The organism is Pseudomonas sp. O39, from assembly GCF_045447295.1.
GTDB lineage: Bacteria > Pseudomonadota > Gammaproteobacteria > Pseudomonadales > Pseudomonadaceae > Aquipseudomonas > Aquipseudomonas antarctica_A.
In genome coordinates, this window is sequence record NZ_JBJGXV010000024.1 from 78,592 (window position 1) to 101,299 (window position 22,708).

Genomic DNA, 22,708 nt, shown 5'->3' on the forward strand with positions numbered 1-22,708 from the left:
CAATGCATTGAACCCGAACTCTAACGGCTTTGTGGTTTAATCCTCAGGGCCACTTATGCATAGAGTGATTGGACCACTATGAGCCGAGGAAAAGCCGCATCCGCCCTGGACCTGCCGCGCCCCGATACATTGGAGGCCGGCAAGCAGCAGGGCGCCTACGAGGCCTTGCGTGCGGCGATCTTGAACCGCCAATTGCCGGCCGGCAGCCGATTGCCGTCCACCCGCAGCCTGGCCGAACGCTGGCTGCTGTCGCGCGGTACGCTTGAAGCGGCGTTCGAGCGATTGCACAGCGAAGGCTACGTGCAGCGCGTGGCGGGCTCCGGCACGCGGGTGTGCGCGGTGATCCCCGAGCAATTTATTGCGGCCCCGGCGCCAACCGAAAGCCCACGCCGTATGGCCGTGCCCGATCGGCCTGATGCGGGCGTGCAAAGTCACGTGCCCTTCGTTGCGCGGCGCCCGGATGCCGGCCTGTTCGATCTGAAAGCCTGGGCACGCTGCATCTCCCGCGGGCTACTGTCGGCAGGGCCGGGTGCGCTGGAAGCTTCCCACCCGGCCGGGTTGCCGGCGTTGCGCGCGCAAATTGCCGATTACTTGCGCAGCTATCGCGGCATGCACTGCGAGGCGGACGAGGTGATCGTCACCACCGGCATTCGCCATGGCCTCGACCTGATTGCCCGCACCTTGCTTAAACCGGGCGACACGGCGTGTGTCGAAGACCCCGGCTATACACCGGCGCGTCGCCTGTTCACGCTGGCAGGCGCGCAGGTTGTGCCGATCCCGGTCACGGCCGAAGGCCTCGACACCGCGCAACTCCCGGGTGCTGCACGCTTGGCGTATGTCACGCCTGCACACCAGGCGCCGTTGGGCATGACCCTGTCGGTCTCGCACCGCCTGGCGCTGTTGGACTGGGCGGCGCGCGCGGATGCCTGGGTGGTCGAAGACGATTACGACAGCGAATACAACTACAACAGTGCGCCCCTGGCGGCGCTCAAATCCCTGGATTCCGGCGATCGGGTGATTTACTGCGGCAGCTTCAACAAGAACCTGTTCCCCGGCTTGCGCGTGGGCTTCATGGTCGTGCCGAGGACGCTGCGACCCGCGTTGTTGCGTACCTTGCAACTGACCGGGCATTCAGTGGGCGCCACGGATCAAGTGGGGTTGGTGGAGTTCCTGGGCAGTGGGGCCTTTGTGCGCCATCTGCGCGCCTCGCGTCAGGCGTATCAGGCCCGGCGCGATGCCTTGCTGGCCTGTCTCCCGCAAGGCTGCACGGTCAGCGGCCAGCAGGCCGGGTTGCACTTTGTGCTGTGGTTGCCGGCCGGCGGCGATGAGGCGGATTTCTGCACGCGTGCCGCCGCTGTGGGGCTGACGTTGCAGCCGTTGGGCAAGTTCTGCGTCGAAGCGAGCTTGGCGCCGGCAGTGATCATTGGCTACACCGCGTTGACCCTGGCACAGATCCGTTTTCACGGGCGAGTGCTCACGAAATTGTTAATGGCGACTTAACGCCCGCTTGGCTAGACTCGCGCCCCATGAGCCGCCTCCTGCGTTTAATCCTGGTCATGCTGTTAAGCCTCACGCTTCCCCTGAACGGGATGGCGGGTGTGCCGTCGAGCACCGAGCCTTGCCCGATGCAGATGTCGGACATGCAAATGATGACGGACATGCCCCCCGATTGCTGCCAGGACGGCGTCGACCATGGCAAGGCTTGCAAGCCCGGCCAGGAATGCAAGAGCGGTGGCTTGCTGCAACTGTCGATGCCGGTGCTCAAGGCCCCACTGACCCTGGCACACCCTTTAACCGCCAGCCTCTCCTCGGACTTCATCCCCGACCGCACGCCGCCCGGCGTCTGGCGCCCGCCCCGTCGCTGATTCCTGTTGCACCTGAAGACCCATCCCGACCCGGGATGACCTTGCTGTGGGCCGCTTAAAGCGCGACGCAGCGGAACAGATCAGGAATCTTCAACATGAATTCCCTCTACATGCGCGCCCTGGTGGTGGGCGTGCTGGTGTGGCCGGCGCTGGCCTCTGCGCTGACCCTGGATGACGCCCTGCGCCTGGCGCAAAACAACGCGCCCTCACTGACCGCAGAGTCGGCCAAGCTGCAAGCCGCCTCACAGGTGGCAATTGCGGCCGGTGAATTGCCCGACCCGAAACTGGTGGTAGGCCTGCAAAACTTCCCCATCGGCGGGCCCAATCGCGGCACATTGTATGGCGATGACATGACCGACCAGATGATCGGAATCCAGCAACAGGTGCCCAGCCGCGACAAGCGCAAGGCCCGCGTGGAGCTGGCGGATGCAACGATAGAACGCACGGCGGCTGAAGGCCGGATCGAGCGGCTGAGCGTGCGCCAGGCTACGGCCCAGGCGTGGATTCGCGCCTACGCCGTGGAGCGCAAAGAGGCCTTGTTCAAAGACTTTTATCGGCAGAATCGCCTGTTGCAAGACAGCGTGCGTGCGCAGTTGGCCGCGGGACGTGGCCAGGCTTCTGATGCCGTTATTCCCAAGCAGGAAGCCGCCGAGTTGGCGGAGCGCGAGGACGAGCTGACCCAACAACGCGCCCAGGCGCGCGCCGCCCTCAAGCGCTGGATCGGCGCGGCCGCCAATGAGGCGCCCAGCGGCCAGTTACCCAAATGGACCATCGACAGTCTCGGCTACAGCCACAACCTGCATCAACACCCTGAGCTGCAAGCCTTTGTACCGCGCACTCGCGAGGCGCAGGCGCGCTTGCAGGAAGCCAGGGCGCAAAAGACCTCGGACTGGAGTTGGGAGGTCGACTACCAGCACCGGGGCCGGGAATACGGCGATATGGTCAGCCTGCAATTGAGTTTTGACCTGCCGATTTTCCCTGGCCGCCGACAAAACCCGGGTATCGCTGCCAAGCAGGCCGAGGTGGATCAACTGGATGCCGAGCGCGAAGCCGCTACCCGTGAACATACCCAGATGCTCGATGACGACCTCGCGGTGTATCAGCGCCTGGACCGCGCCGTGCTGCGCAGCCAGGACAGCCTGGTGCCGCTGGCCGAAGAGAAGGTGGCGTTGAGCCTGGCCGGTTATCGCGCGGGCAAGGGCGACTTGTTGAATGTGGTCAGTGCCCGTCGCGAGCTGGTCCAGGCCCGCTTCAAACAGATGGATGCCATCGAGCAGCGCGCCTTGATCGGTGCCCAGTTGTATTTCGCCTATGGGGAGCCCAGCAATGAATAATCGAATCGTCGCAGTACTGGTGCTGCTGGGGCTGGGGGCGGGCTACGGGTTGGCGCAGTTGCATCCGCAAACCTCGGTTGCGCCTGCATCGAAAGACGATAAGCAGGCGTTGTACTGGTACGACCCGATGTACCCGCAGCAGAAGTTTGACAAACCCGGCAAGTCGCCCTTCATGGATATGCAATTGGTTCCGCGCTACGCCGAAGCTGAAGGTGCTGCTGCAACTATGCCAACGGTACAGATCGACCCACGGCAAACCCAGAATATCGGCGTGCGCCTGGCGAGCGTGACCCGTGGCGTGATGACCTCTACGCTGGACCTGTCGGGCATCCTTGCCTTCAACGAGCGTGAGGTGGCGGTGGTCCAGGCGCGGGCCGCCGGGTTTGTCGAGCGGGTGTATGCGCGCGCGCCGGGGGATGTGCTAAAAGCCGGCGCGCCCTTGGCGGACCTCCTGATCCCCGAGTGGGCGGCGGCCCAGGAAGAATTCCTCGCACTGCGTCACAGCGGTGACAGCGGGTTGATCGCGGCGGCCCGGCAACGCTTGCGACTGAGCGGCATGCCTGCCGGTTTGATCCAGCAAATGGAGCGCAGCGGCCGGGTGCAGTCGGTGTTGACGGTCACCAGCCCGTTGAGCGGCGCATTGCAAACCCTGGAGGTGCGCGAAGGCATGACGCTGGCGGCGGGGCAGACCCTGGCGCGGATCAACGGGTTGGATCAGGTGTGGTTGCAGATCGCCGTACCGGAGGCCCAAGGGGCGACATTGGCGGTGGGGCAAACCGTGCAGAGCCGGTTTGTCGGTTTACCCGGCAAGCGCGTCTCCGGCACCGTCAGCGCGATCTTGCCGGCCACCGCCATGGACAGTCGCACCGTGCAGGTACGTGTGGAATTGCCCAACCCCGATGGCACCTTGCGCCCGGGCATGACCGCTCAAGTGCGCCTGGCGCAAACCAGCGGGCAAGCGGTGCTGCAAGTGCCCAGCGAAGCCTTGATCCGCACCGGCAAACGCGTGCTGGTGATGCTGGCCGAGGAGGGCGGGCATTATCGGCCGGTCGAAGTCGAAGCCGGCGCGGAAAACCGGGACCAGACGGTGATCCGCAGCGGTTTGCAGGAAGGCCAGCAGGTGGTCGCTTCCGGGCAATTTCTGCTGGACTCGGAAGCCAGTTTGAGGGGAATTACCGCGCCACCGTCCGGCATGCCTGAAATGGGTATGCAACCGGGAGCCCAGCCATGATCGCCCTGCTGATTCGTGGGGCGGTGGCTAACCGTTTTCTGGTGTTGCTCGCCACGCTATTCATCACGGCATGGGGCGTTTGGGCGGTGCAAAACACCCCGATCGATGCCTTGCCGGATCTCTCGGATGTGCAGGTGATTATCCGCACGCCGTTCCCGGGCCAGGCGCCGCAGATCGTAGAAAACCAGGTCACCTACCCGATGACCACCACCATGTTGTCGGTACCGGGTGCCAAGACGGTACGCGGGTTTTCGTTCTTCGGTGACAGCTACGTTTACGTGCTGTTCGACGAAGGTACCGACCTGTATTGGGCCCGTTCGCGGGTGTTGGAATACCTCAGCCAATTGCAGGCACGCTTGCCGGCCTCGGCCAAACCCTCGCTGGGGCCGGACGCCACCGGGGTCGGCTGGATCTACCAATACGCATTGGTGGACCGCACGGGCCAACACGACCTGGCGCAGTTGCGTGCCTTGCAGGACTGGTTTCTTAAATTCGAACTCAAGACCCTGCCGAATGTGGCGGAAGTCGCGACCATCGGCGGCCAGGTCAAGCAGTACCAAGTGCAGCTCGACCCACCGGCCATGGCCAGCCACGGCATCACCCAGGCTCAAGTTGCGCAGGCTATCGGCAAGGCCAATCAGGAAACCGGCGGCTCGGTGCTGAATATGGGCGAGTCCGAGTACATGGTGCGAGCGTCCGGTTACCTGAAAAGCCTGGCTGATTTTCGCGCCATTCCATTGCGCCTCGACAGCAACAATGTGCCGGTGACGCTCGGCGATGTGGCAACGGTCCAACTAGGTCCGGATCTGCGCCGTGGCATCGGCGAGCTCGACGGCGAAGGCGAAGCGGTCGGCGGCGTGGTGATTCTGCGCAGCGGTAAAAATGCGCGTGAAGCCATCGCTGCGGTCAAAACCAGGCTGGAGCAATTGAAGAGCAGCCTGCCGCCTGGTGTGGACATCGTCACCACCTACGACCGCAGCAAATTGATCGACCGTGCCGTCGACAACCTGAGCCACAAGCTGCTGGAAGAGTTCCTGGTGGTGGCGCTGGTGTGCGGGATTTTCCTCTGGCATCTGCGCTCATCCCTGGTGGCGATCATCTCGCTGCCGGTGGGCGTGTTGATCGCGTTTATCGTCATGCGTTTCCAGGGGCTCAACGCCAATATCATGTCCCTGGGCGGCATCGCGATTGCCATCGGTGCGATGGTGGACGCGGCGGTGGTGATGATTGAAAACGCCCACAAGAAGATCGAAGCCTGGCACCACGCCCATCCCGGCAAAACCCTTGAGGGTGATGAGCACTGGAAGGTGGTGACCGATGCGGCGGTGGAGGTCGGGCCGGCGCTGTTTTTCTGTTTGCTGATCATCACCCTGTCGTTTATCCCGGTGTTCACCTTGCAGGCCCAGGAAGGCCGCTTGTTCGGCCCGCTGGCTTACACCAAGACCTACGCCATGGCGGCAGCGGCCGGGTTGTCGGTGACGTTGATCCCGGTGCTGATGGGCTATTGGATTCGCGGGCGCATTCCCGACGAGCAGCGTAACCCGCTCAATCGCGGCCTGATCAAACTCTATCAACCGGCCCTGGATGCCGTGCTGCGTTGGCCGCGCGTGACCTTGCTGGTGGCGCTGCTGATGGTCGCCAGCGTGCTGTGGCCGGTGGCGAAACTCGGTGGCGAGTTCCTGCCGCCGCTGGACGAGGGCGACTTGCTCTACATGCCGTCGGCATTGCCGGGGCTGTCGACGCAGACCGCAGGTGAACTGCTGCAACGCACGGACCGCCTGATCAAGAGTGTGCCGGAAGTGGCCCATGTGTTTGGCAAGGCCGGCCGCGCCGAAACCGCCACCGACCCGGCGCCGCTGGAGATGTTCGAGACCACGATCGAGTTCAAGCCCCGGGACCAATGGCGCCCCGGCATGACCCCGCAATCATTGGTGAAGGAGCTGGACCGTGTGGTGCAGGTGCCGGGCCTAACCAATATCTGGATTCCCCCCATCCGCAACCGTATCGACATGCTCGCCACCGGCGTCAAAAGTCCGATCGGCGTGAAGGTGGCGGGCACCAGCCTGAAGCAGATCGACGCGGTGACCCAGGCCGTGGAGAAGGTCGCCAAGGGTGTGCCCGGCGTGAGTTCGGCATTGGCCGAGCGCCTGACCGGCGGGCGCTATATCGATGTGGATATCGACCGCGCGGCAGCCGCGCAATACGGTCTGAACATCGCTGATGTGCAGTCGATTGTGTCGGGGGCCATTGGCGGGGAAACCATTGGCGAAACCGTGGAGGGCCTTGCGCGTTTCCCCATCAGCCTGCGTTACCCCAAGGCCTGGCGCGACTCGGTGGAGTCGCTACGCAATCTGCCGATCTATACGCCACAGGGCAGCCAGATCACCCTCGGTACGGTGGCCAGGCTCAAGGTCAGTGAAGGCCCGCCGATGCTCAAAAGTGAAAATGCACGGCCTTCCGGCTGGGTGTATATCGACGTGCGTGATCGCGACTTGGCGTCCGTGGTCAAGGACCTCCGTGAGGCCATCAACCAGCAGGTGCACCTGCAACCGGGCATGAGCCTCAGCTATTCGGGGCAGTTCGAGTTTCTGGAGCGGGCCAATCAGCGTTTGAAGCTGGTCGTGCCGGCGACATTGCTGATCATCTTTGTGTTGCTGTACCTGACCTTCCGCCGTGTGGACGAGGCGTTGCTGATCCTCGGTACATTGCCGTTCGCACTGACCGGTGGCGTCTGGTTGCTCTACTGGCTGGGCTTCAACCTGTCGGTGGCCACGGGCGTGGGCTTTATCGCGTTGGCGGGCGTGTCGGCCGAGTTTGGCGTGATTATGCTGCTCTACCTGAAAAACGCCTGGGCCGAGCGCAAGGACGGTGACCTGCTGGCGGCCATCACCGAAGGCGCAGTGCTGCGGGTGAGGCCCAAGGCGATGACCGTTGCCGTGATCATCGCCGGGTTGTTGCCGATCCTGCTGGGCGGCGGCACGGGCAGTGAGGTCATGAGCCGCATCGCCGCACCGATGATCGGCGGCATGCTAACGGCGCCGTTGCTGTCGCTGTTCGTGATCCCGGCCGCGTATCACCTGATGCGCCGCGTCAAGGCCAAACGCTGAGCAAACATGGGGGAGGGGGCTCGTGTGGGAGCGGGCTTGCTCGCGAATACGGTGTGTCAGTCGCCAGATACATTGACGGACCCACCGCCATCGCGGCATAGGTATCTACGCAACTCTTTGTGTCGCTTTAGGCCTGTGAGGGGGTTAGGTAGGTTGAGTACATATCCGTTGCTGCGGTAACGGCTGCTTAGGGTTCCGCCCTTACGGCGGGTCACTTTTTTACAAAGCGCCTAAAAAAGTAACCAAAAAACGCTTTGCCCCACCACTCGGTGCCTCGCCTGGGCTCGGCATGCCCGCACTCCGGCTTGAATCCGTGGGCCGCCGCAATGGGCCATCCTTGGCCCAGTGCGGCTAACCCGGCGTCCTGCCGGGTTACCCACGGATTCAAGCCTGCGTTCGGCCAGCGTGGTTAACGGGGCCTGTCAGATCAAGATCAACAACAGATCAAAAGCAGAGCACGGCGGCCTGGTAGCCGACCTGAGTGGTTGAAGCAAAAGCAGGGCAGAAGCACAGCAGAGGCAGATCAGAAGCAGAACTGCTTTTCTGTGGGAGCTGGCTTGCCTGCGATGCCGGCAACTCAGTACATCAGGCATACCCAGTTGATGCCATCGCAGCGGTTCGGCGGTCCGACAAGCCAGCTCCCACATTTGATTGGGTTCAGCTTCCCAAATCAGGTCGGCTGACAGGCCGCCTCGGTTTTTCTTTTGATCTAACCACTCAGGTCGGCTACTAGGCCGCCGTGCTCTGCTTTTGATCTTGATCTTAGGCGCCCCGTTAACCACGCTGGCCGAACGCAGGCTTTGGAGCGTGGGTAACCCGGCAGGACGCCGGGTTAGCCGCGATGGGCCAAGGATGGCCCATGGCGGCGGCCCACGGTCCAAAGCCGGAGTGAGGGCACACCGAGCCAAGGCGAGGTGCCGAGTGGTGGGGCAAGAGCCCTTTGGTTACTTTGGGGCTTTTCCAAAGTGACCCGCCGTAAGGGCGGAACCCATATCAGCCGTTACCCAAACAACGGATATGTACTCAACGCCCCCCCGACAACCACAGCACTCAACCCGTAAAAAAAGATGTGTAGATACCTATGGCCATCGCGGGCAAGCCCGCTCCCACAGGGGATATCCAATGCCACAGGATCAGTCGTCGAAGCCGACCTGCTCGTGAATCTCATCCACCTTCAATTCCAACCGGTACGCCACGGCAATAAACAACGCCTGGCACAGGCACAAGGTGGCGCTCAACGAGCGGAAGGCAAACGATGACCCTTCATTCACCAACAGCACCGCGTTCGCCCGTTTGGCCAGGGGCGATAGGTTGCTGTCGGTGATGATCAGGGTCTTGGCCTGGTGATGTTGGGCAATGCGCAGGCAGTGCTGGGTCTCTTTGCCGTAGGGCGTAAAGCTGATGGCAATCACCAGGTCATTGGCGCGCACGCTGCGCATCTGTTCGCGGTAGCTGCCGCCCAGGCCTGAAATCAGGTGAATGCGCTTGTTGGTGTGTTGCAGGTTGTAGACCAGGTAATCGGCCACCGCAAAGGAGCGGCGCACACCGACCACGTAGATATTGTCGGCATTGACCACCAGGTCCACGGCCTTCTCAAACGCCACATCGTCCAGTTCCAGCCCCAGGCGCTCGATGCCGGACAGGGTGGCGTTCACACATTCACGCGCCAGGTCGCCGCCGCTGGCCTTCTGCGATTTGTTCGCGATCATGCTGCGAATGCGCTGCTGGTAGTTCTGCACCGGCGTGGTCTTGTGGGTGTAGGCCTCGCGAAACAGCGCCTGCATCTCACTGAACCCACTGAACCCGAAACGCTGGGAAAACCGCACGATGGCCGACGGGTGCACTTCACATTCGCGGGCGATGTCGCTGATGCGATCAACCATGATCCGGTCGCTTTGCTGGCTCATGTAGCTGGCGATGCGTTTGAGCTGGCGCGGCAGGCTTTCATATTCGTCGGTGATCAGCTGCAACAGGCGCTCGGCATTGATCGGGGGGCTGGCGAGAGGGTCTTGCGAAGGAGTCTCGGGCGTGGCCGGCTGATCGGTGCGGGACATGGGCAATCCTTTTGGCTTGTTCTTCTGATGCGCTGATGGGTGTGCGCAAGTCTACAGGGTAGGCGCAAAAAAATACCCCGGCATCACGGCGCCTATGGGCGGCTGAAACGGTGCAGGAGGGCTGGCATGCCATTATGCTGGCTTATTGGAAAAAATATTCCACTAAAAATAATTATGGAATAAATATTGATTGAGGCCGCTGAACGTTCTAGTCTGCTTGCACCAAGAGCGTGTGCCGTCACCACGGCGGCACCACGCAGGCTGATAAAAATAACAGGAGCCAGCATGGGCCAGACTCGTTTTGCCAGTGGGCGTCAATTGGATCTGATTTGCCTCGGGCGCCTGGGCGTCGACCTCTACGCACAACAAGTGGGTGCGCGGCTTGAGGACGTGTCCAGCTTCGCCAAATACCTCGGCGGGTCGTCCGCCAATATCGCGTTCGGCACCGCGAGGCTGGGGCTCAAGTCGGCGATGCTGAGCCGGGTAGGGGACGACCACATGGGCCGCTTCCTGGTGGAATCCCTGGCCCGTGAAGGCTGTGATGTCAGCGGCATCAAGGTCGACGCGGAGCGCCTTACCGCCCTGGTCCTGCTGGGCCTCAAGGACCGCGAAACCTTCCCCTTGGTGTTCTACCGCGAGAACTGCGCCGACATGGCGCTGCGCGCTGAGGACATCAGCGAAGCCTTTATTGCCTCCAGCAAAGCCTTGCTGATCACCGGCACACATTTCTCCACCGATGGCGTGTACAAGGCCAGCATTCAGGCCCTGGACTACGCCGCTAAACACAACGTCAAGCGCGTGCTGGATATTGACTACCGCCCCGTGCTGTGGGGCCTGGCGGGCAAGGCGGATGGTGAAACCCGGTTTGTCGCCGACCAGAATGTCAGCCAGCATGTGCAGAAAATCCTGCCGCGTTTCGACTTGATCGTCGGCACGGAAGAAGAGTTTTTGATCGCGGGCGGCAGTGAAGATTTGCTCACCGCGTTGCGTACCGTACGTGAACTGACCCCGGCGACCCTGGTGGTCAAGCTCGGCCCGCAAGGTTGCACGGTGATCCACGGCGCGGTTCCAGCGCGGCTGGAGGATGGCGCGATTTACCCGGGCGTGCGGGTTGAAGTGCTGAATGTGCTGGGGGCCGGCGATGCGTTTATGTCGGGCTTCCTCAGCGGCTGGATAAACGATGCCAGCGATGAGCGCTGCAGCCAGTTGGCCAACGCCTGCGGTGGTCTCGTCGTGTCCCGCCACGCTTGCGCGCCGGCCATGCCAACGCCTGCCGAACTGGATTACCTGTTCAATAGCCCGGTGCCCATCACCCGCCCTGACCAGGACGTCACCCTGCAGCGCCTGCACCGGGTCACCGTGCCTCGCAAAGCCTGGAAGCAGCTGTTTGTGTTTGCGTTCGACCATCGCTGGCAATTGGTGGACCTGGCGCAAAAAGGCGGCCAGGACCTGACGCGTATCAGCGACATTAAGCAGCTGTTTATCCAGGCCATTGAACGCGTGGAACATAAGCTACGCGAGCAAGGTGTCGAGGCTGATGTGGGCCTGCTGGCCGACCAACGCTTCGGGCAGGATGCGCTCAATGCCGCCAGCGGTCGCGGCTGGTGGATCGCCCGCCCGGTGGAAGTGCAGAACTCGCGGCCCCTGGCGTTTGAGCACGGTCGCTCGGTAGGCAGCAATCTGATCGCCTGGCCGCAGGAGCAAATCATCAAGTGCCTGGTGCAATTCCACCCTGACGACGAGCCGATGCTGCGCCTGGAACAGGAAGCGCAACTCAAGGCCGTGTACGAGGCCTCCCTGGTCAGCGGCCATGAGCTGTTGCTGGAAGTCATCCCGCCCAAAGACCACCCGTCGACCTATCCCGACGTGCTCTATCGCAGCCTCAAGCGCTTGTACAACCTGGGCATCTACCCGGCATGGTGGAAGATCGAGGCGCAATCGGCCGCAGACTGGAAAAAGCTCGATGAGCTGATCCAGGAGCGCGACCCGTACTGCCGCGGCGTGGTGCTGCTGGGCCTTAACGCATCGGCTGAATGCCTCGCCGATGGCTTCCAGCAAGCCAGCCAAAGCACCACCTGCCGTGGGTTTGCGGTGGGCCGCACGATCTTCCAGGAACCGAGCCGCGCGTGGATGGCGGGGGAGATTAATGATGAGACGCTGATTGAGCAGGTGCAGCAAACCTTCGAACAGCTCATCAACGCCTGGCGCAGTTCGCGAGGCTGAACACAGTCTTTAACCTGAAATGCATTCAAATGTGGGAGCTGGCTTGTCGATTCGACAAGCCAGCTCCCACACACACCAGATATCAGTGAAGCTGAAAAACAATAAGGTGCAGCCATGCCCGCAATCCGAATTGGCATCAACCCGATCTCCTGGAGCAACGACGACCTGCCGGCGCTGGGTGGCGAAACGCCCCTGAGCACCGCCCTGAGCGAAGGCAAGGAAATCGGCTACGAGGGTTTTGAGCTCAACGGCAAATTCCCCAAGGACGCAAAAGGGGTGGGCGATGTGTTGCGCCCCTATGACCTGGCGCTGGTCTCTGGCTGGTACTCCAGCCGCCTGGCGCGGCGTTCGGTGGCAGAGGAAATCGAGGCCATCGCCGGTCACGTCGAGCTGCTGAAACAGAACGGTGCCACGGTGTTGGTCTACGGCGAAGTGGCTGATTCTATCCAGGGCTCGAAAGTCCGCCTGATCGAACGCCCGCGTTTGCACAGCGAACAGGCCTGGCAGGACTATGCCGACAAACTCACCGAACTGGCGCGCTTTACCCTGTCCCAGGGCGTGCGCCTGGCTTACCACCACCATATGGGCGCCTACGTCGAGTCGCCGGAGGACATCGACCAACTGATGCGCCGAACCGGCCCGGAAGTCGGCCTGCTGTTCGATTCGGGCCACTGTTACATGGGCGGTGGCGAACCCATCGAGGTACTGCGCAAACACATCGACCGCGTCTGCCACGTGCACTTCAAGGACGTACGCAAGCCGGTGGTGCAACTGGCGCGCAATCAGATGTGGAGCTTTCCGGACTGCATCGTCAATGGCACCTTCACCGTGCCCGGCGATGGCGATATCGACTTTGCCGAGTTGCTCGATGTATTGCTGGCCGCCCAATATGAGGGCTGGCTGGTAGTTGAAGCCGAGCAGGACCCAGCCGTGGCGCCCAGCTATATCTATGCGAAAAAGGGCTATGACACGTTGCGCGCGCTTCTCAACGAGAGGACTGAGTGATGAGCTTGTTGGTTAAAAGCAGCAAACGCGGGCAAACCATGGTCGCGCTGGAAGAGGGGCGCCTGGAGTACGTGGGCTTTGCCGCCTACCGCCTGAGCCTCGGTGAAAGCCTGCCGGTCAGCGCTGGCGATAAAGAGGTGTGCCTGGTACTGCTCAGTGGCCGGGTGAATATCGAGGGCGAGGGGTTCAACTGGCAGAACCTCGGTGATCGTCAGTCGGTGTTCGAAGACAAATCACCCTTCGCCGCCTACCTGCCGCCGGGCACCGAAGCGCAGATTACCGCCTTGAGCGATGTGCAAATCGCTGTCTGCGCCGCGCCCGGTGCAGAGGGGTTTGAACCGCGTCTGATCCGTCCTGAACAGTGCAAACGCAGCGTGCGCGGCAAAGGCGCCAATACCCGTTATGTGTGTGACATCCTGCCTGACAGCGAGCCGGCCCATTCGCTGCTGGTGGTGGAAGTGCGCACGCCCTCCGGGCATTCGTCGAGCTACCCGCCACACAAACACGACACCGACGACCTGCCGCACCAGAGTTTTCTCGAAGAAACCTACTACCACCAGATTAATCCGCCCCAAGGCTTCGTGTTCCAGCGGGTGTACACCGACGACCGCAGTATCGACCAGGCCATGGCCGTGGAAAACAGCGACTTGGTAGTCGTGCCCAAGGGTTATCACCCGGTCAGCGTGCCGTATGGCTACGAGTCGTACTACCTGAACGTGATGGCCGGCCCCAAGCGCGCCTGGCATTTCCATAACGACCCACAGCACAGCTGGCTGCTGGACCTTTAATCGGTTTGGACGGAGAACAATAACAATGCAGTCGTCTCTGCGTTTTGCCCTAAACCGTATGGTCGCGCCCAACCTTTCCCTGCCGGACTTCATCCAGTTGGCTGCGGCCCTCAAATGCGATGCCATCGAGATTCGCAACGACCTCAAGGGGCACGAAATCGAATTCGGCACGCCGGCCAGCCGCGTGCGCGAGTTGTGCGCAGGGCAGGGCATTACGGTGCTGTCGATCAACGCGCTGTACCCGTTTGATGTATGGAACGATGAACGTCGCGCCCAGGCGATCGCCCTCGCCACCTATGCCCGCGAATGCGGCGCGCAAGGCCTGGTGATGTGCCCGCTGAATGAGCGCGGCGATGCACGCAGCGAAGCCCAGCGTGCCGCCGGTTTGCGCACGGCGTTGAGCGAGCTGGCGCCGATCCTGCGTGAATACGCGATTCTGGGTTTTATCGAGCCCCTGGGGTTTGAGGAATGTGCTCTGCGCCGCAAGCGCGTGGCGGTGGACGCGATCCAGTCGATTGGCGGGTTGGATGTGTTCCGCCTGGTGCACGACACCTTTCATCATCACCTGGCCAGCGAGCATGAGTTCTTCCCGGAACTGACCGGGCTGGTGCATATCTCCGGCGTGGAAGATGCAGACGCACCACTGAATTCGATTCGCGACGGCCACCGCGTGCTGGTCGGCGAGGGCGATATCCTCGGCAATGCTGCGCAGATCGACACCTTGCTCAGCACCGGGTATGGCGGCTATCTGTCGTTCGAGCCGTTTGCTGAAAGCGTGCATGGGCTGGTGGATATTCAGCAGGCCATTGGGGCAAGCATCGCCCACCTGCAAAACGCCCGGCCCTGACGCTCCCTCATAACATCACTGTTGATCGACAGATTTGCATTCATACAAGGTGCGAACATGACCACAACACGATTGACCATGGCCCAGGCCCTGGTGAAGTTTCTGGATAACCAATACGTCGAAGTCGATGGCGTGCAGAGCAAGTTTGTCGCCGGTGTGTTCACCATTTTTGGTCACGGCAACGTGCTGGGCCTGGGCCAGGCCCTGGAGCAGGACAGCGGCGACCTGGTGGTGCACCAGGGCCGCAACGAGCAGGGCATGGCCCACGCCGCCATCGGTTTTGCCAAGCAGCACCTGCGCCGCAAGATCTACGCGTGCACCGCATCCGTGGGCCCGGGCGCGGCCAATATGCTGACCGCTGCGGCGACCGCCACGGCCAACCGTATCCCGTTGCTACTGCTGCCGGGCGATGTGTATGCCAGCCGCCAACCTGACCCGGTGCTGCAGCAAATCGAGCAATTCCACGACCTGAGCATCAGCACCAACGATGCGTTCCGTTCGGTGAGCAAATACTGGGACCGCATCAACCGTCCCGAACAGTTGATGACCGCCGCGATCCACGCCATGCGCGTGCTCACCGACCCCGCCGAAACCGGCGCTGTGACCCTGGCGCTGCCTCAGGATGTGCAGGCCGAAGCCTGGGACTATCCCGACTATTTCCTGCAAAAACGTGTGCACCGTATCGAGCGTCGTCCAGCCACCCACGCGATGATCGCTGACGCTGTGGCCGCCTTTCGGGGCAAACGCAAGCCGCTGATCATCTGCGGCGGTGGTGTGAAGTACGCCGGGGCAAATGCCGCGTTGCAAGCCTTTGCCGAGCGCTTTGATATTCCTTTCGCCGAAACCCAGGCGGGCAAGAGTGCGGTGGTGTCCAACCACCCGCTGAACCTCGGCGGCATCGGTGAAACCGGCTGCCTGGCGGCTAACCTGCTGGCGCCCGAGGCCGATCTGATTATCGGCATCGGCACGCGTTATACCGATTTCACGACCTCATCCAAATCGCTGTTCAAGCATCCCGAGGTGAAGTTTCTCAACCTCAATATCAGCCCCTGCGATGCCTTGAAGCTCGACGGCGTACAAGTGCTGGCGGACGCGAAGGTTGGCCTTGAGGCACTGGCTGACGCCTTGGTCGACTACCGCGCCGGTTGGGGCGAGCAGGTCTGCGACGCCAAGGCGCAGCTGGAGGCGGAAGTGGACCGTGTGCATCACGTGGAATACAGCGGTGATGATTTTGTTCCGCAGGTTGATGACCACCTGGATCGCGCGGTGCTGCGCGAATTCATCGAATTGACCGGCTCGTGCCTGACTCAGAGCCGTGTACTCGGTGTGCTCAATGACACCCTGGCCGATGACGCCATCATCGTCGCCGCCGCCGGTAGCCTGCCCGGCGACTTGCAGCGCAGCTGGCGCAGCAAAGGCGTCAACACCTACCACGTCGAGTATGGCTATTCATGCATGGGCTACGAGATCAACGCGGCCCTCGGCGTGAAGCTGGCTGAACCGACAAAGGAGGTGTACGCGCTGGTCGGCGATGGCTCTTACATGATGCTGCACTCGGAGCTTGCCACCTCGATCCAGGAGCGGCGCAAGATCAACGTGGTGCTGCTGGACAACATGGCGTTCGGTTGCATCAACAACCTGCAGATCGGCAACGGCATGGACAGCTTCGGCACGGAATTTCGCTTCCGCAACCCCGAGAGCGGCAAGCTCGACGGCGGCCTGGTGCCGGTGGATTTCGCCATGAGCGCGGCGGCTTATGGCTGCAAGACCTATAAGGTCAGCACCGTGGAACAGCTCGAATCGGCGCTGGCCGATGCGCGCACACAAACGGTATCGACGTTGATTGATATCAAGGTACTGCCCAAGACCATGATCCACGGCTACTTGTCGTGGTGGCGTGTGGGTGTTGCCCAGGTGTCCACCAGCGAACGCACGAATGCGGCGGCGAAAAAACTCAATGAACAGCTGGCCAAGGCCCGGCAGTACTAATAACAAGAGGAGTTTGGTATGTCTTTGAAGCTAGGTGTAATCGGTACGGGCGCCATCGGCCGGGACCACATTCGTCGTTGCAGCCAGACCTTGCTTAACAGCCAGGTAGTTGCGGTGACCGACATCAACCTTGAGCAAGCTGCCAAGGTTGTGGCTGATTTGAAGCTGGACGCCGAGGTATACGCCGACGGCCATGCGCTGATCAATTCGCCGCAAGTCGAGGCGATTCTGGTGACCTCCTGGGGCCCGAGCCACGAAGAATTCGTGCTCGCCGCCATCGCCGCCGGCAAACCCGTGTTCTGCGAAAAACCCCTGGCCGTGACGGCCGAAGGCTGCCGCAAGATCGTTGACGCTGAAGTCGCCTACGGCAAGCGCCTGGTGCAAGTGGGCTTCATGCGCCCGTATGACGAAGGCTATCGCGCCCTCAAGGCCGTGATCGACAGCGGCCAGATCGGCGAGCCGTTGATGCTGCATTGTGCGCACCGCAACCCAACGGTGGGTGAGAACTACAAGACCGACATGGCCATCACCGACACGTTGATCCACGAGTTGGATGTGTTGCGCTGGTTGCTCAACGACGACTACGTGTCGGTGCAGGTGGTGTTCCCGCGCAAGACCAGCAAGGCCCTGGCCCACCTGCGCGACCCGCAGATTGTGCTGCTGGAAACCGCCAAGGGCACTCGCATCGACGTGGAAGTGTTTGTGAACTGCCAATACGGCTACGACATCCAGTGCGAAGTGGTGGGGGAGACCGGTATCGCCAAGCTGCCGGAACCGTCCCAGGTGCAGTTGCGCAGTGGCGCGAAGCTGTCGAATGCGATTCTGATGGATTGGAAAGACCGCTTTATCGGCGCCTACGACGTCGAGTTACAGGCCTTCATCGACAGCGTGCGCGCCGGGCAAGTCGGCGGGCCGTCGGCGTGGGATGGGTTTGCGGCGGCAGTGGCGGCGGATGCATGTATCGAAGCGCAGAGCAGCGAGCAGATCATTAAGGTCAGCTTGCCACCGCGCCCACCTTTCTACGGCTAAGCCCCACTCCACTGAACGCACTTGGTCGGTGTGGGAGCTGGCTTGCCTGCGATGACGGCGGCACATTCAACATTGATGCCGCCTGATACACCGCTTTCGCAGGTAAGCCAGCTCCCACATTTAGATCGGGTTTCCACTTCATGAAGGAGCGCATATATGCGAATCGGACTTGTCGGCTACGGCCACGGCGGCCGTTATTTTCACGCACCGTTGATTGCAACCCTGCCCGGCGCAACCTTTGTGGGCGTAGTGACACGTTCCCCCGAGCGTCGCCTGCAGCTGGCGAGCGACCATCCAGGCCTCAAGGCCTTCGACTCCATTGGCCAGATCGTCGAGGCTGGGGTTGATGCTTTAGTGATTTCCACCACCCTCAAAGGACGCCCCGCCCTGGTGCTGGAAGCCATCGAACACGGGGTTGCGGTGGTCAGCGACAAGCCCTTCGCCGCCAATGCCGAACAGGCTCAGGCACTGATCACGGCCGCCGAACGCCAGGGTGTATTGCTCAGCGTCTACCAGAACCGGCGTTGGGATTCGGATTTCCTGACCCTGCGTAAACTGATTGACGCCGGCGCTCTGGGGGCAGTCACGCGCTTTGAGTCGCGCGTCGAACGTTACAGCCCGGACGCGGTGGGCAACGTCAGCGGCGGCGGTTGGTTGCGCGACCTGGGCAGCCATCTGGTGGACCAGGCGCTGCAATTGTTCGGCCCGGTGGACCGGGTGTTCGCCCAACTGCAATTCAGCCCGCAACACCCGACCCTCGATCACGGCTTTTTCGTTTCCCTGACTCACGCCAATGGGGTGATTTCCCACCTGTGGGGCAGTGCGCTGCAAAACAGCCAGGCCCCGCGTTTTCGCGTCAGTGGCACCTTGGGGTGTTACACCGTGGAGGGGCTGGACGGTCAGGAAGCCGCACTGATGGCGGGCAAGTCGCCGAAAACCGAGGGCGAGCACTGGGGCGCGGAAGAGCATCGGCGTTGGGGGTGGTTTGAACAGGGCGAGGAGCGTGAGCGGGTGCCGTCGGAGAAAGGCTGCTGGACGCAGTTCTATCGCCAGTTGCAAAGTGCTGTGCAAGGGCTTGGGCCGCTGCCGGTGGATGCCAATGACGCATTGGAAACCACCCGTATATTGGACGCTGCACGCCTTAGCAACGAGCGCCAGCAGGTGGTTTCAACAAAAATAGAATAAAATTCTAAAACAGGTTGATATGGAAATTATTTTCTAATAAAGTCTTTTCCAGGTTGCATAAAGTACGTCTCGGACTCGATTCGGGCGACTCGACAAAAACAAGATCAAAAACAACCAGGTACCGTCAGATGAAAATCTTCAACGCTGTACTGCGAGTTTTACGCCCCGCCCTTGCGCCCCGCGGTCTGCCCCGCGCGCGGCCGTTTTATTTCTCCTTCCTTAATGTGCTGTGCGTCGAAAACAAAGGCGCGCTGGTGTGCTGCATTCCCGGCGCACCGGTGGTTCAACTGCCGTCTTCGCCAGCCACGCTCTGATAAACGCAACGTCCAAAAAACCAACAAGAAATTGGAGACAGACCGTTCATGAAGACCCCGATCCGTTTTACCGCGCTGGCCTTGTCCATGCTGCTTGCCAGCGGTTTTGCCGCGGCCGCCGATATCAAGGTGGGCGTGACCATGTCCGCTTTCGATGACACGTTCCTGACCTACCTGCGCGAAGACATGGACAAGCAAGCCAAGTCCTATCCCAAGGGTGACGGCGTACAGCTGCAGTTCGAAGACGCCCGGGCCGACGTGGTCAAGCAACTGAGCCAGGTCGAGAACTTTATCAGCCAGAAAGTCGACGCGATTATCGTCAACCCGGTCGATACCGCCTCGACCAAGAACATCATCAGTGCCGCTACCAAGGCGGGCATCCCGCTGGTCTTCGTCAACCGTCGTCCTGACCAAAAAGAGTTGCCCAAGGATGTCGTCGCGGTGACGTCCGATGACGTTGAGGCCGGTCGTCTGCAAATGCAGTACATCGCCGACAAGCTCGGCGGCAAGGGCAAGATCGTCATCCTGCTGGGTGACCTGGCGAACAACTCCACCACCAACCGTACCAAAGGTGTGAAGGAAATCCTGGCCAAATACCCCGGCATTACCATCGAGCAAGAACAGACCGGCATCTGGCTGCGTGACAAGGGCATGACCCTGGTCAACGACTGGCTGACCCAAGGTCGCGAATTCAATGCGGTTCTGGCCAACAACGATGAGATGGCCATTGGCGCGTCCATGGCGCTGAAGTCGGCGGGTACCAAGCCGGGCACCGTGTTAATTGCGGGGGTTGATGGCACGCCGGACGGTTTGAACGCAATTACCAAGGGCGACATGGCGGCGTCGGCCTTCCAGGACGCCAAGGGCCAGGCGGTCGGTTCGGTGGAGGCGGCGCGCAAGATGGCGAAGAAGGAGCCGGTCGAGCAGAACGTGATCATCCCGTTCAAGCTGATCACGCCGGACAACGTCAAAGACTTCAAGTAGCCCTTCATAACAACAATAAGCAAGCAGGGCGGCCACGGTCGCTCTGCTGATGGAGTACCCGATATGCTTGCTCAAGCCACCGTCTCGCAGCCTCCCGGCATCCAGCCCGTGCTGCAGGAAGAACCCTACCTGCTGGAAATCCTCAACATCAGCAAAGGCTTTCCCGGCGTCGTGGCCCTGGCCGATGTGCAATTGCGGGTACGCCCTGGTTCCGTGCTGGCGCTGATGGGCGAAAACGGTGCGGGTAAATCGACGCTGATGAAAATCATCGCCGGTATCTACCAGCCCGATGCGGGGGAAATTCGCCTGCGTGGCAAGCCGATTGTGTTTGAAACGCCGCTGGCGGCGCAGAAGGCCGGGATCGCGATGATCCACCAGGAACTCAACCTGATGCCGCACATGAGCATCGCCGAAAATATCTGGATCGGTCGCGAGCAGCTCAACAGCCTGCACATGGTCAACCACCGTGAAATGCACCGCTGCACTGCCGAATTGCTGGCACGCCTGCGCATCAACCTTGACCCCGAAGAACATGTCGGCAACCTCAGCATCGCCGAGCGGCAAATGGTCGAGATTGCCAAGGCGGTGTCCTACGACTCCGACATCCTGATCATGGATGAACCGACCTCAGCCATTACCGAGAAGGAAGTGGCCCACCTGTTTTCGATCATTGCCGACCTCAAGTCCCAAGGCAAAGGCATCGTCTATATCACGCATAAAATGAACGAAGTGTTCGCCATTGCCGACGAAGTGGCGGTGTTTCGTGACGGCCACTACATCGGTCTGCAGCGCGCCGACAGCATGAACAGCGACAGCCTGATTTCGATGATGGTCGGCCGTGAACTGAGCCAGTTGTTCCCGGTGCAGGAGACGCCCATTGGCGAACTGCTGTTGTCGGTGCGTGACCTGCGCCTGGACGGTGTGTTCAAGGACGTGTCATTCGATCTGCACGCCGGTGAAATCCTCGGCATCGCCGGGTTGATGGGCTCGGGCCGCACCAACGTGGCGGAAACGATCTTCGGCATCACCCCAAGCTCCGGCGGGCAGATCACTCTCGACGGCAAGCCGGTGCGCATCAGCGACCCGCACATGGCCATCGAGAAGGGTTTTGCGCTGTTGACCGAAGACCGCAAGCTCAGCGGCCTGTTCCCGTGCCTGTCGGTCCTGGAAAACATGGAGATGGCCGTGCTGCCGCTTTACTCGGGCAACGGGTTTATCCAGCAGAAGGCCCTGCGCGCCTTGTGCGAAGACATGTGCAAGAAGCTGCGGGTGAAAACCCCATCCCTAGAACAGTGCATCGACACGTTGTCCGGCGGCAACCAGCAAAAAGCCCTGCTGGCGCGTTGGCTGATGACCAACCCACGCCTGTTGATTCTCGATGAGCCGACCCGTGGCATCGATGTCGGCGCCAAGGCCGAGATCTATCGCTTGATTTCCTTCCTCGCCAGCGAAGGTATGGCGGTGATCATGATTTCCTCCGAACTGCCGGAAGTGCTGGGCATGAGCGACCGGGTGATGGTGATGCACGAAGGCGAACTGATGGGCACCCTGGATCGCGCAGATGCAACCCAGGAAAAAGTCATGCAGTTGGCTTCCGGTATGACCGTAGTCCACTGACGAACAGCACAGAATAAGAAGGTGATTGGCTATGAACGCAATAACAGACAACAAGCCTGCCACGGCACCGGTCAAGCGCCGTCGGCGTTTACCCACCGAGCTGAGCATCTTCCTGGTGCTGATCGGCATCGGCCTGGTATTTGAACTGTTCGGCTGGATCGTGCGTGACCAGAGCTTCCTGATGAACTCCCAGCGCCTGGTGCTGATGATCCTGCAAGTGTCGATCATCGGCCTGCTGGCGATCGGTGTGACCCAAGTGATCATCACCACCGGTATCGACCTGTCCCCCGGCTCTGTGTTGGCGTTATCGGCGATGATCGCCGCCAGTCTGGCGCAGACCTCGGACTTTTCCCGCGCGGTGTTCCCCAGCCTGACTGACTTGCCGGTGTGGATTCCCGTGGCGATGGGCCTGGGGGTCGGGCTGCTGGCGGGAGCGATTAACGGCAGTATCATCGCCGTTACCGGTATCCCGCCGTTTATTGCCACCTTGGGCATGATGGTCTCGGCGCGTGGCCTGGCGCGTTACTACACCGAAGGCCAGCCGGTGAGCATGCTGTCGGACTCCTACACGGCGATTGGTCATGGTGCGATGCCGGTGATCATCTTTCTGGTGGTGGCGGTGATCTTCCATATCGCCCTGCGCTACACCAAGTACGGCAAGTACACCTACGCCATCGGCGGCAACATGCAGGCGGCGCGCACGTCGGGGATCAACGTCAAGCGCCATCTGATCATCGTCTACAGCATTGCCGGGTTGCTGGCGGGCCTGGCCGGTGTTGTCGCTTCGGCGCGTGCCGCTACCGGCCAGGCCGGTATGGGCATGTCCTATGAACTGGATGCGATTGCCGCAGCGGTGATCGGCGGCACCAGCCTGGCGGGCGGGGTAGGGCGCATCACCGGCACCGTGATCGGCGCGTTGATCCTCGGGGTGATGGCGAGCGGGTTTACCTTTGTCGGGGTGGATGCGTATATCCAGGACATCATCAAGGGCCTGATCATCGTGGTGGCGGTGGTAATCGACCAATATCGCAACAAGCGCAAACTCAAGCGCTAACGCAGATTTGCAGCTGGCGCAGAACCAAAGTGTGGGAGCGGGCTTGCTCGCGAAAGCGGTGTATTAGTGCCCAATGCGCTGC

The 22,708-nt window shown here is 61.4% G+C and carries 18 protein-coding genes; 16 read left to right on the forward strand and 2 right to left on the reverse strand.

The features are described from left to right. The first annotated feature begins 78 nt into the window (after positions 1-78). The 5 genes from ACI77D_RS24190 to ACI77D_RS24210 all read left to right on the forward strand — a co-directional run bounded on the left by ACI77D_RS24190 (position 79) and on the right by ACI77D_RS24210 (position 7,537). A complete protein-coding gene (locus tag ACI77D_RS24190; RefSeq protein WP_407017634.1) occupies positions 79-1,500 on the forward strand; it encodes a PLP-dependent aminotransferase family protein in 1,422 nt (473 codons plus the stop codon). A gap of 26 nt (positions 1,501-1,526) precedes the next feature. Further along, complete coding sequence (locus ACI77D_RS24195) at positions 1,527-1,865, forward strand: hypothetical protein (protein ID WP_407017635.1); 339 nt, start codon at positions 1,527-1,529, stop codon at positions 1,863-1,865. 95 nt (positions 1,866-1,960) lie between these two features. Beyond that, entirely contained in the window at positions 1,961-3,199 is a 1,239-nt protein-coding gene (locus tag ACI77D_RS24200) for a TolC family protein (protein ID WP_064452036.1), read from the forward strand. Continuing rightward, positions 3,192-4,430 (forward strand): efflux RND transporter periplasmic adaptor subunit, encoded by a 1,239-nt coding sequence (locus ACI77D_RS24205; RefSeq protein ID WP_407017636.1) that lies wholly within the window; start codon positions 3,192-3,194, stop codon positions 4,428-4,430. Before ACI77D_RS24200 ends, ACI77D_RS24205 begins: the two co-directional genes overlap by 8 nt. Continuing rightward, positions 4,427-7,537, forward strand: a complete 3,111-nt coding sequence (locus ACI77D_RS24210; protein ID WP_407017637.1) for an efflux RND transporter permease subunit — start codon at positions 4,427-4,429, stop codon at positions 7,535-7,537. Before ACI77D_RS24205 ends, ACI77D_RS24210 begins: the two co-directional genes overlap by 4 nt. 1,133 nt (positions 7,538-8,670) lie before the next feature. Here the strand turns inward: ACI77D_RS24210 and ACI77D_RS24215 are convergent. Together ACI77D_RS24215 and ACI77D_RS24220 are read right to left on the reverse strand one after the other, a co-directional pair. After that, positions 8,671-9,591: a MurR/RpiR family transcriptional regulator gene (locus ACI77D_RS24215; protein ID WP_053256468.1), complete on the reverse strand. Its 921-nt coding sequence runs from the start codon at positions 9,589-9,591 to the stop codon at positions 8,671-8,673. 92 nt (positions 9,592-9,683) lie between these two features. Further along, positions 9,684-9,878 (reverse strand): hypothetical protein, encoded by a 195-nt coding sequence (locus ACI77D_RS24220; protein ID WP_221294521.1) that lies wholly within the window; start codon positions 9,876-9,878, stop codon positions 9,684-9,686. Here ACI77D_RS24220 and iolC point away from each other — a divergent pair. The 11 genes from iolC (at position 9,877) to ACI77D_RS24275 (ending at position 22,626) form a co-directional block, all read left to right on the forward strand. Then, positions 9,877-11,814: a 5-dehydro-2-deoxygluconokinase gene (gene iolC / locus ACI77D_RS24225; RefSeq protein WP_221294522.1), complete on the forward strand. Its 1,938-nt coding sequence runs from the start codon at positions 9,877-9,879 to the stop codon at positions 11,812-11,814. The genes ACI77D_RS24220 and iolC overlap by 2 nt on opposite strands. 114 nt (positions 11,815-11,928) lie before the next feature. Beyond that, complete coding sequence (gene iolE / locus ACI77D_RS24230) at positions 11,929-12,819, forward strand: myo-inosose-2 dehydratase (protein WP_407017638.1); 891 nt, start codon at positions 11,929-11,931, stop codon at positions 12,817-12,819. Then, on the forward strand, positions 12,819-13,607 hold the full coding sequence (gene iolB, locus ACI77D_RS24235; RefSeq protein WP_064452040.1) for a 5-deoxy-glucuronate isomerase: 789 nt from the start codon (positions 12,819-12,821) through the stop codon (positions 13,605-13,607). The genes iolE and iolB overlap by 1 nt, the downstream gene beginning before the upstream one ends. Before the next feature lie 25 nt (positions 13,608-13,632). Beyond that, positions 13,633-14,454 carry a TIM barrel protein gene (locus tag ACI77D_RS24240; protein WP_221294524.1) on the forward strand — a complete coding sequence of 274 codons (822 nt, stop codon included), beginning with the start codon at positions 13,633-13,635 and terminating at the stop codon, positions 14,452-14,454. 57 nt (positions 14,455-14,511) lie between these two features. Further along, a complete protein-coding gene (gene iolD / locus ACI77D_RS24245; protein ID WP_407017639.1) occupies positions 14,512-16,443 on the forward strand; it encodes a 3D-(3,5/4)-trihydroxycyclohexane-1,2-dione acylhydrolase (decyclizing) in 1,932 nt (643 codons plus the stop codon). An 18-nt stretch (positions 16,444-16,461) separates the two neighbouring features. Beyond that, complete coding sequence (locus ACI77D_RS24250) at positions 16,462-17,472, forward strand: Gfo/Idh/MocA family protein (protein ID WP_221294526.1); 1,011 nt, start codon at positions 16,462-16,464, stop codon at positions 17,470-17,472. Between the two features lie 156 nt (positions 17,473-17,628). After that, positions 17,629-18,657 (forward strand): Gfo/Idh/MocA family oxidoreductase, encoded by a 1,029-nt coding sequence (locus ACI77D_RS24255; RefSeq protein ID WP_407017640.1) that lies wholly within the window; start codon positions 17,629-17,631, stop codon positions 18,655-18,657. Positions 18,658-18,785: 128 nt separating this feature from the next. Next, positions 18,786-18,971 carry a hypothetical protein gene (locus ACI77D_RS24260; protein WP_082895868.1) on the forward strand — a complete coding sequence of 62 codons (186 nt, stop codon included), beginning with the start codon at positions 18,786-18,788 and terminating at the stop codon, positions 18,969-18,971. A gap of 48 nt (positions 18,972-19,019) precedes the next feature. Next, entirely contained in the window at positions 19,020-19,955 is a 936-nt protein-coding gene (locus tag ACI77D_RS24265) for a sugar ABC transporter substrate-binding protein (protein ID WP_064452045.1), read from the forward strand. A gap of 63 nt (positions 19,956-20,018) precedes the next feature. Next, a complete protein-coding gene (locus ACI77D_RS24270) occupies positions 20,019-21,572 on the forward strand; it encodes a sugar ABC transporter ATP-binding protein (RefSeq protein ID WP_407017641.1) in 1,554 nt (517 codons plus the stop codon). 31 nt (positions 21,573-21,603) lie between these two features. Next, positions 21,604-22,626, forward strand: coding sequence for an ABC transporter permease (locus ACI77D_RS24275; protein WP_407017642.1), 1,023 nt, complete (start codon positions 21,604-21,606; stop codon positions 22,624-22,626). Positions 22,627-22,708: the final 82 nt, after the last annotated feature.